Source organism: Hydrogenophaga sp. OTU3427, from assembly GCF_038440225.1.
Classification (GTDB): Bacteria; Pseudomonadota; Gammaproteobacteria; order Burkholderiales; family Burkholderiaceae_C; genus Hydrogenophaga.
On the sequence record NZ_JASATI010000052.1, the window covers coordinates 22,173 to 31,490 of the forward strand.

Genomic DNA, 9,318 nt, shown 5'->3' on the forward strand with positions numbered 1-9,318 from the left:
CCCTAGTGCGGTTTGAAACGTCTACTTTTTGACCAGCAAGGGCGGCATCATCCGGTCCATGGAGATCAACCATGTCTGAGTCGTATGCCTTGCATGAGGGCGCCTTTGGCCGTGCCGTGGTGCTCGAACTTCGAGACGACCTGGTCAGTCACGCACATGCGGAAACACAGTTCGCCTTCTGGCTGGGCGGCGGGCGGGCGGTAGCCAACCTCGCAAGTGAAACCGTTCGCTACAGTGAGGACGTTGCCCTAGGCACCAATGCCTACGAGTCTCACGACGCCAGACTGCTGGACAAGCGGCAACCGGCCATGTTTCTCGTCTTCTACATCTCAAAGAGCTGGCTTGATGAACGGCGCGCCAATAGCGGGCGCCCATTTTTCTTTCCGTCGCCACATGTCCCGATCAACGCTGCGTTGCGACAGGCATGCTGGCGAATCATCGACATCATCATCTCGCCCCACCACGAGCAAAAAGGGAGACTGGAGATCGAGGTAGAGGAGCTGATCAACACCGCAATCGATGCCACCCTGGCGCCCGTCAGTCAGGATGGCTTGCGCACCCGCTCACCTTTGCTGGACCACCGCTTGCGCGCGGCCATCGCCCACATGCGGGAGCATGTGGCTGACCCGATTTCAGTCGAGGATGTCGCGGGCAAAGTGGGGCTATCGCGTGCCCACTTTTTCTCGCTATTCAGGGACCAACTCAACACCACACCGCAGGTTTTCTGGAGCGCGGTTCGAGTGGAAGAAGTAGTCAAACGCCTGGTTTTGAGAGAAGAGCCCTTAACCTCCGTTGCCCTGGAGCTGGGGTTCTCATCTCCCGGCAATTTTTCGCGTTTCTTCAAGGAGCACATGGGCGTGTCCCCTTCCCAGTTCCGACGGGTGGCCTCAGGTCCTGATGAGCACCCGATCACCGGCATCTCCTAAGGAGTTGGGCTGCCTGCCAAACACGTCCTCGGATATCTCGAACGTCATCGACTGACAAAGGCCGTAGACCGAGGCAGGTACAAACACACTGCAACGCTGACCTATCCATGAAAGCAAAGCGCTGCAGCAAGGCAAGGCACCTGCCGCCTTGCTGACGGGTCACATCGCAAACATATAACCCAGTCCGACAGTCAAACAGCCAGGGACACCAGAACTTCAACCAGATTCGCCGGTGCGGAGACGAACGGCGAATGGCTGGTGTTCAGCGTGATCTGTTCAAACCGATTCCCGGGCGTGAACGCCGTCAGCGTCAGCGATCATTTGGCCCTGAACCGCGATGGGCAGCGCCCGGTCAGCCCTGCAGCGTATAAAGGTCCGAGGCACGCGCCCCCAGGCCCCTACCGTGAGTTGAACAGGCGTGGTCAGTGTCCCAATGGGATTGTCGGGCGTCAGCATGTTCGAGACGGCGAGGAACGCTTCGTCCGACAGGTCATGGTAGAAGCAGCTCTTGAGCCAGGCGACATAGGCCGGATCGGCTGATTCGTGGATGATCCGAGCCGCGCCCACCACGGAGGGGTCCGCCACAAACAGCGGCGGCACTTCGGACACTGCGAAATTGGGCTCCTGTAGGTACTGGATAATGGTCGGGAACCGGACCTGCACGAACGCGCTCTAGTAGACGAGGCGGCGAATCAGTGAGGGGTCGGCCTCGGCGACCGCACTCAACGTCCCGCCACCCGAGCTTCGTCCGACCAGGATCACCGGCTGCTTCCCGCTGCGACCAGGCCACGGATCACCTTGAGCACGCTGTCGCGGTAGTCGTTGAGCGTGAGACCCGCATGTGCCGACACCTCCGTCGACAACCCGGCCAGATTCTGCGGCTTTGCCGTGTAGGCGGCCGGCATCTGTGCCGAAATCCCGTGCCCAGGCAAATCCAGCAACACGCTCTGGAAACCCCTCTCCGCCAACAGTTGAACGACCTTCGTCCATGCCCAGCCTCCTTGCCCCCCGTGCACGAACACAAAGGTCGGTTTTCGATGGTCGGAGGCGTTGGCGCCGCCGCATGCTGCAAGGGCTGCGCCTGCCAATGCCGCTGGGGCTTGCACGGCGATATTTCTTCGGTTCATGAGGTCTCCTGGGTGTTTCGTTGTTTTGATGTGTCTTGCTGGCGGGCACCAGTTGCCGCGCATCAACCAAAGCGAGATGGGGCTGTCACATGAGAACTCATGCCGCAAGCAGCGCACCGGCGTCCGGCACCTCGGGGTCCAACCCCAGGTGATCGAGCATGAGCCGCGTGGTGCACACCGCGGTCGAAACGGTGCGTATGCCCAGCATGTCCTCCATGCGCTGGATGGCAGGCGGCGAAGGCAACTGCACGCAGGCGGATGCCATCACCACATCGGCGCCGGAGTTGTCACTTCGGTGATTTTTTCCTGGCTCAATCTTCTCAAGAGCTGGAGCGTCCTCAAATCCAGGGCGGTTCACTCCTTCTTGAGCTCAGCATTCCCCCTGTCGAAATTTTCAGGTGCTCAGTCGAGTTTGGCTACAGCCTCCGGCCTAGACGAATGCCACCCTCCCCCTAGCGATCTGAATGCCGCAACTGCTGCGCGTGCGGACTCTGTTCTCGCTTGCACCCTTGCATCGGTTGCCCGCAACAAGTTGTCGTCCGCCTGCAAGACTTCAATCAGACTCACGACTCCCTTCTGATACGCCGCTGCTGCAGCACCTCGCGCGCGACCAAGTGAATCCACGCCCTGAGTCAGAACAGTGGCCTGTTCTTCTCGTTTGACCAAGGCCAACAAGGCATTTTCTACGTCCTCTGTTGCTCGGAGGACTGCCAGCCGATAGGCCGCCAACATTTCGGCCTCCTGTCCTTTCGCTTGCTCAATCTGCGCGTTGATGCGTCCGAAGTCGAAAAGTCTCCAGCGCAAACCGAATATTCCAGCTACCTGACCGGCGCCGCTTGTCATCAGGTTTCCACCAGAAATTGTTGTAGAGCTGCCGATCAGACCGCTGAGCGAGAGCTTGGGGTAGAACTCGGCCATTGCGACACCAATGCGCGCGTTCGATGCGGCTAGGCGACGCTCCGCCGCGATCAGGTCGGGCCTGCGCCGGAGCAAATCACCCGGCGTTCCAATGCCTGCTATCTTGGGAGCGGCCGGGACGTCTTCCGCCTCGACCAATTCCGATCGGTACGTTCCGGGTGGCACCCCCAGCATGACGTCCATGGCGTTCAATGCCACGTCCAAGCCAGCCTCCAGCACTGGAATGGCGGCTCGAACTTGTGCAAGTGCACCCTCGGCCTGCAGCACTTGCAACTCTGGGGCCAGACCTTTGCCATTGAGGAGCTTGATCATCGACAACAGCTCCTGCTGCGTCTGCACCTGTCGACGAGCAACGGTAAGACGGGACTGCAGTCCACGGATTGAGATGTAGATGTCGGCAGTTTGAGCCGCCACGGTCAGTCGCGTGGCGACTGCGCCCGCTTCCGATGATTGGTACTCGGCGAGTGCCGCCTCCCGTCCCCTGCGAAGACCACCAAACACGTCCAACTCCCAACTTGCGCCGAGATTTACCTCATAGGAATTACCGCTTCGGTCGAATCCAGGTGTCGAGCTCAGAACTTGCCCCAACGGGGCTTCGATGGACTGGTAGGCTCTGGCAGCCTGGCCACTGATTGCCCCCGACGGCAACAAAGCGGCGCTTGCCACGCCAAGCCCGGAACGGGCTTGGCTCGCGCGCGCGGATGCCTGAACAAGGTCCAGGTTCTGCGCCAGCGCCAGCGTCACGAACCGAGTCAGCCGAGGATCGCCAAACTGTGTCCACCACGTAGCGAAGTCTCCGTCCGGCTGCATCAGCCGATGATCTGCAGCGCCCTGGTCCTGAAACTTCCCAGGCAAAGATATGTCGGGCCGGGCATAGTCAGGGCCAACCGCACAGCCAGTTAACAGGCTGGCCACAAGGACCGTGACGGAGGTGAGTTTGGGCAGCATAGGATGTGTCCTTGAGCAACAGCGGAGTGACTATAATACCAAATAGTCACTGGTTGTCTAGTATTCTGGACTGACGTAAGCTGCCCACCATGAAAAAACCCAACACGTCCCCCGCCTCGACACGCGGCCCAGCCGACCACGATGTTCGAAAACAGATCGTCACTGCGGCTACGGAGCACTTCAGTCGCTACGGCTACGAAAAAACAACCGTCTCCGACCTCGCCAAGGTCATCGGCTTCTCCAAGGCGTACATCTATAAGTTCTTTGAATCCAAACAAGCCATTGGCGAGATGATCTGCGCCAACTGCCTGGGCGAGATCGAGGCCGAAGTCCGTGCCGCCATTGAGCAGGCAGACCACCCGCCCGAGAAGCTGCGGCGCATGTTTAAAGCCATTGTTGAGTCGAGCGTTCGGCTGTTTTTCCAGGACCGCAAGCTCTTCGAGATCGCAGCCTCCGCGGCCACCGAGCGCTGGCAAGCAACCATCGCCTACGAAGAACGCATCCAGATGATGCTGAGGGACATCCTGCAACAGGGGCGCCAAAGCGGAGACTTTGAGCGCAAGACCCCGCTGGACGAAACCGCCGTGGCGATCTACCTGGTGATGCGCCCTTACCTGAACCCGCTGATCCTGCAACACAGCTTCGACCACGCGGAGGAAGCGCCGGCCCAGCTCTCCAGCTTGATCCTCCGGAGTCTGTCGCCTTGATGAAAACCAGTTGTGACTATTGACTTGTTTAGTCACTTGTAGAACAATGGCGGTCCCGATCAATCCAACAAAGGGACTTCCATGCCTCGGCTCCGACTCGCCATTCCCCTCGCCATTTGTGCCCTGCCATTGGCGTTGGTCGCTTGCGGCGAAAAAGCACCCCCAGACCCACGCACCGAAGCGCCCTTGGTGCGCGCAGCAATCGTTCAGAGCGTCTCCGCTGCGTCAAGCTCGTACACAGGCACCGTAGCGGCCCGGGTTCAAAGTGACCTGGGGTTTCGCGTCTCGGGCAAGGTGCTGGAAAGGTTGGTGAACGCCGGGCAGACAGTCAAACGCGGCCAATTGCTCATGCGCATCGACGCCGCCGACCTGAAGCTGGCGGCACATGCACAACAGGACGTGGTCGCCGCCGCCCGGGCACGGGCACAACAAACGGCGGAAGATGAGGCTCGCTATCGCGACCTGCGGGGAACCGGCGCCATATCGGCGTCTGCCTACGATCAAGTGAAGGCTGCTGCGGATGCCGCCAAAGCTCAGCTCAGTGCCACCGAAGCTCAAGCCGAAGTTGCCCGCAATGCAAGCCGCTACACCGAGCTGCTGGCCGATGGCGAAGGTGTGGTCATGGAAACGCTGGCCGAACCCGGACAGGTCGTCAATGCCGGACAGGTCGTGATTCGCCTGGCACACGCCGGTCGTCGCGAGGCGTTGATCCATCTGCCGGAAACCCTGCGTCCCGCCATCGGATCGGTGGCACAAGCCACGTTGTTTGGCAAGGAGGGAGTGGTGGTTCAGGCCAGACTGCGGCAGCTCTCCGACGTTGCGGATCAGCTCACGCGCACGTTCGAGGCGCGGTATGTGCTGGAGGGGGAGCTGTCCGGCGCGCCGCTGGGTACCACAGCCATTGTCCGCATTCCGAATGGGCATTCTTCAGAACAGGACGGCGTGCACGTGCCGTTAGGCTCGTTGTTCGACGCGGGCAAAGGCACGGGTGTGTGGGTTATCCACGGCGAGCCGGCCAAGGTATCCTGGCGGGCCGTCACCGTGCAACGTCTTGATGACGCCAGGGCAGAGGTCACGGGCCAGATCAAGTCCGGCGAGCGGATAGTCGCGCTCGGTGCACATCTGCTGCGGGAGGGTGAGCAGGTTCGCGTGGCAGGCGTGGCTGTCGCCACGGCAACCAAGGGGGTGCGCCCGTGAGTCCTGGTCGATTCAACCTGTCGGCGCTCGCGGTGCGCGAACGCGCCATCACCCTCTTCCTGATCATCCTGATCTCGATGGGCGGGGTCATGTCCTTCTTCAAGTTGGGTCGGGCCGAAGATCCTTCGTTCACGATCAAGGTGATGACGATCATCACCGCTTGGCCCGGCGCAACCGCGCAGGAGATGCAGGACCAGGTCGCTGAAAAAATCGAAAAGCGACTGCAGGAGCTGCGCTGGTACGACCGCAGTGAAACGTACACCCGTCCCGGTCTGGCATTCACCACGCTGACCTTGTTGGACAGCACACCGCCTGCCGAAGTCCAGGATGAGTTCTACCAGGCCCGCAAAAAGGTTGGGGACGAAGTGCGGAATCTGCCACCCGGGGTGATCGGGCCGTTCCTCAACGATGAATACGCCGATGTGACCTTCGCCTTGTACGCCCTCAAGGCCAAGAACGAACCCCAGCGCGCACTCGTTCGCGACGCGGAAACGCTTCGCCAGCGATTGCTCCACGTCCCGGGCGTCAAAAAGGTCAATATCGTTGGTGAACAGTCGGAGCGAATCTACGTCGAGTTCTCTCACGAGCGACTGGCAACGTTGGGCATCAGCCCGCATGACGTTTTTGCCGCGCTCAACAGCCAGAACGCCCTGACGCCGGCCGGATCCATCGAAACCAAGGGACCGGAGGTTTTCATTCGACTCGATGGCGCCTTTGACGAGTTGCAGAAGATCCGAAACACCCCTGTCACGGCACAAGGTCGAACGCTGAAACTGTCGGACATAGCCACCGTGAGACGTGGCTACGAGGATCCGGCAACATTCATGATTCGCAGCGGCGGTGAGCCCGCGTTGCTGTTGGGTGTTGTCATGAGAGATGGATGGAACGGCCTCGATCTGGGCAAGGCTTTGGACGGCGAGGTGAGCGCCATCAACACCGAGCAGCCACTGGGCATGAGTCTGACCAAGGTCACCGATCAGGCAGTCAATATCAGCTCAGCGGTCGATGAGTTCATGGTCAAGTTCCTTGCCGCCGTGTTGGTGGTCATGCTGGTGAGCTTCGTGAGCATGGGCTGGCGGGTAGGCGTCGTGGTAGCGGCGGCCGTGCCGTTGACATTGGCCGTTGTTTTTGCGGTGATGCTCGCCACAGGCAAGAATTTCGACCGCATCACGCTGGGCTCACTGATACTGGCGCTCGGCCTTCTGGTGGATGATGCCATCATCGCCATCGAGATGATGGTGGTCAAAATGGAAGAAGGCTACGACCGGATAGCCGCCGCCGCCTACGCTTGGAGCCATACCGCCGCGCCAATGCTATCGGGCACGCTGGTCACGGCGGTTGGCTTCATGCCCAACGGCTTCGCCAGATCCACAGCGGGCGAATACACCAGCAACATGTTCTGGATTGTGGGCATCGCGCTCATCGCCTCGTGGGTAGTGGCCGTGGTCTTCACCCCGTACCTCGGGATCAAGCTGCTGCCCGACTTCAAGAAGAAAGAAGGCGGCCACGTGGCAATCTACGATACGCCGCGCTACAACCGCTTTCGCCAGCTTCTGGGACGCATCATTGCCCGCAAATGGGTCGTGGCTGGCTCGGTGATGGGGTTGTTCGTGGTGTCGGTGCTTGGCATGGCAGCGGTCAAAAAACAGTTTTTCCCGATTTCCGATCGACCTGAGGTATTGGTGGAAGTGCAGATGCCCTATGGGACGTCGATCAACCAGACCAGCGTCGCCACCGCCAAGGTGGAAGCCTGGCTGGCCAAGCAAGAAGAAGCCAGGACTGTCACCGCGTATATCGGCCAAGGGGCACCACGTTTCTTCCTTGCAATGGGCCCCGAACTGCCTGACCCCTCATTTGCGAAGGTCGTTGTTCGCACGGACAGCCAGGAGGAACGCGAAGCGTTGAAACACAGGCTTCGGCAGGCCATCGCCGACGGCATGGCGCCTGAAGCCCGCCTGCGCGTTACCCAGTTGGTGTTTGGCCCCTATTCCCCATTCCCGGTCGCCTACCGCGTCACCGGCTCCGATCCTGAGGTTTTGCGCAACGTGGCCTCCGATGTACAGAAAGTCCTGGACGCCAGCCCGATGATGCGCACAGTGAACACGGACTGGGGGGTGCGCGTGCCCACGCTGCATTTCAACTTGCAGCAGGACCGACTGCAAGCCGTTGGACTGACCTCCAGCTCCGTGGCTCAACAGCTGCAATTCCTGCTCAGCGGCATTCCAGTCACCACTGTCCGGGAAGACATTCGCACGGTGCAGGTTGTGGCGCGCTCAGCAGGCAGCAACCGATTTGATCCAGCCAAGATCGGGGACTACACGCTGGCAGGTGCCAACGGGCAACGCGTACCACTCTCGCACGTCGGAAAAGTCGAGGTACGGATGGAAGAACCGGTCATACGCCGGCGAGACCGCGTGCCGACGATCACCGTTCGAGGAGACATCGCTGAAGGCTTGCAGCCACCGGACGTCTCGACGGCCATCACCCAGCAACTCCAGCCCATCATCGACAAGCTGCCCAGTGGTTACCGCATTGTCGAGGCAGGTTCCATCGAGGAATCAGGCAAAGCGACGGTCGCCATGTTGCCCATATTCCCGACCATGCTGGCCATCACCTTGCTCATCATCATTTTGCAGGTGCGATCGATTGCGGCTATGGTGATGGTCTTCCTGACCAGTCCGCTGGGCCTGATCGGTGTGGTGCCAACTTTGCTGGTGTTCCAGCAACCGTTCGGTATCAATGCGCTGGTTGGCTTGATTGCGCTGTCGGGCATCCTGATGCGAAACACGCTGATCTTGATCGGTCAAATTCGTGAAAACGAACAGGCCGGACTGGATCCCTTTCGGGCAGTGGTCGAAGCGACAGTTCAGCGCGCACGCCCTGTGATCCTGACGGCGCTCGCTGCAATCCTCGCCTTTATTCCGTTGACCCATTCGGTCTTCTGGGGAACGTTGGCCTACACCTTGATCGGGGGAACCTTTGCAGGCACGGTGCTGACCCTGGTGTTCCTGCCGGCCATGTACTCCATCTGGTTCAAGATCAGACCAAGCCCCTTATTGCCCTGATCAATCTCGCGTTCGAAAAATCACCCAACATAAAGACACGTCATGTCGAAATCTATAGTTGTCGTCGTCACCGGCGTTTCATCGGGCATCGGTCGCGCTACCGCCATCCAGTTCGCTGAGAATGGTTGTCGCGTATTTGGCACTGTACGCAACACGGCGAAATCACAACCTATACCCGGCGTTCAACTCATAAATATGGATATTCGTGACGAGGCGTCCATCGATCGTGGCGTAAAGGCCATCATCGAACAAGCCAAACGCATCGACGTGCTGGTCAACAGTGCGGGGGTCACCCTGCTCGGCGCCGCAGAAGAAACGTCAATTGCCGAAGCCAAAACGCTGTTTGACACCAACCTGTTTGGCCTCCTGCGCATGATCAAGGCCGTGCTGCCGCACATGCGCGAGCAACGTTCTGGTCGAATTATCAACG

The 9,318-nt window shown here is 60.0% G+C and carries 8 protein-coding genes and 1 pseudogene; 5 read left to right on the forward strand and 4 right to left on the reverse strand.

Features of this window, described 5'->3' with window-relative positions:
* Nucleotides 1–71 precede the first annotated feature (71 nt).
* The gene (locus AAHB17_RS21280) at nt 72–926 is read left to right on the forward strand and encodes an AraC family transcriptional regulator (protein ID WP_342132938.1); all 855 of its coding nucleotides are present in this window, start codon (nt 72–74) and stop codon (nt 924–926) included.
* A 276-nt stretch (nt 927–1,202) separates the two neighbouring features.
* On the opposite strand, the gene AAHB17_RS21285 is transcribed toward AAHB17_RS21280, so the two are convergent.
* The 4 genes and pseudogenes from AAHB17_RS21285 to AAHB17_RS21300 form a co-directional block, all read right to left on the reverse strand.
* Nucleotides 1,203–1,589 carry a hypothetical protein gene (locus tag AAHB17_RS21285; protein ID WP_342132940.1) on the reverse strand — a complete coding sequence of 129 codons (387 nt, stop codon included), beginning with the start codon at nt 1,587–1,589 and terminating at the stop codon, nt 1,203–1,205.
* Between the two features lie 95 nt (nt 1,590–1,684).
* Complete coding sequence (locus tag AAHB17_RS21290; RefSeq protein WP_342132941.1) at nt 1,685–2,053, reverse strand: alpha/beta fold hydrolase; 369 nt, start codon at nt 2,051–2,053, stop codon at nt 1,685–1,687.
* 97 nt (nt 2,054–2,150) lie between these two features.
* Nucleotides 2,151–2,336: pseudogene (locus tag AAHB17_RS21295) on the reverse strand (Asp/Glu racemase); the annotation flags it as partial.
* Nucleotides 2,337–2,455: 119 nt separating this feature from the next.
* The gene (locus AAHB17_RS21300) at nt 2,456–3,919 is read right to left on the reverse strand and encodes a TolC family protein (RefSeq protein ID WP_342132944.1); all 1,464 of its coding nucleotides are present in this window, start codon (nt 3,917–3,919) and stop codon (nt 2,456–2,458) included.
* 89 nt (nt 3,920–4,008) lie between these two features.
* On the opposite strand from AAHB17_RS21300, the gene AAHB17_RS21305 reads away from it, so the two are divergent.
* The 4 genes from AAHB17_RS21305 to AAHB17_RS21320 form a co-directional block, all read left to right on the forward strand.
* Complete coding sequence (locus AAHB17_RS21305) at nt 4,009–4,626, forward strand: TetR/AcrR family transcriptional regulator (protein WP_342132945.1); 618 nt, start codon at nt 4,009–4,011, stop codon at nt 4,624–4,626.
* Between the two features lie 81 nt (nt 4,627–4,707).
* Nucleotides 4,708–5,823 (forward strand): efflux RND transporter periplasmic adaptor subunit, encoded by a 1,116-nt coding sequence (locus AAHB17_RS21310; RefSeq protein ID WP_342132947.1) that lies wholly within the window; start codon nt 4,708–4,710, stop codon nt 5,821–5,823.
* Nucleotides 5,820–8,888 carry an efflux RND transporter permease subunit gene (locus AAHB17_RS21315; protein WP_342132948.1) on the forward strand — a complete coding sequence of 1,023 codons (3,069 nt, stop codon included), beginning with the start codon at nt 5,820–5,822 and terminating at the stop codon, nt 8,886–8,888. Before AAHB17_RS21310 ends, AAHB17_RS21315 begins: the two co-directional genes overlap by 4 nt.
* Nucleotides 8,889–8,930: 42 nt before the next feature.
* Nucleotides 8,931–9,318: SDR family NAD(P)-dependent oxidoreductase (locus AAHB17_RS21320; protein WP_342132950.1), on the forward strand; the 388-nt coding region annotated here is incomplete at its 3' end.

Excerpts from the sequence above, each read along its gene's own strand:
- AAHB17_RS21305 (WP_342132945.1), top strand. The coding sequence starts at position 4,009 with ATGAAAAAACCCAACACGTCCCCCGCCTCGACACGCGGCCCAGCCGAC.
- AAHB17_RS21300 (WP_342132944.1), bottom strand. The coding sequence starts at position 3,919 with ATGCTGCCCAAACTCACCTCCGTCACGGTCCTTGTGGCCAGCCTGTTA.
- AAHB17_RS21280 (WP_342132938.1), top strand. The coding sequence starts at position 72 with ATGTCTGAGTCGTATGCCTTGCATGAGGGCGCCTTTGGCCGTGCCGTG.
- AAHB17_RS21310 (WP_342132947.1), top strand. The coding sequence starts at position 4,708 with ATGCCTCGGCTCCGACTCGCCATTCCCCTCGCCATTTGTGCCCTGCCA.
- AAHB17_RS21290 (WP_342132941.1), bottom strand. The coding sequence starts at position 2,053 with ATGAACCGAAGAAATATCGCCGTGCAAGCCCCAGCGGCATTGGCAGGC.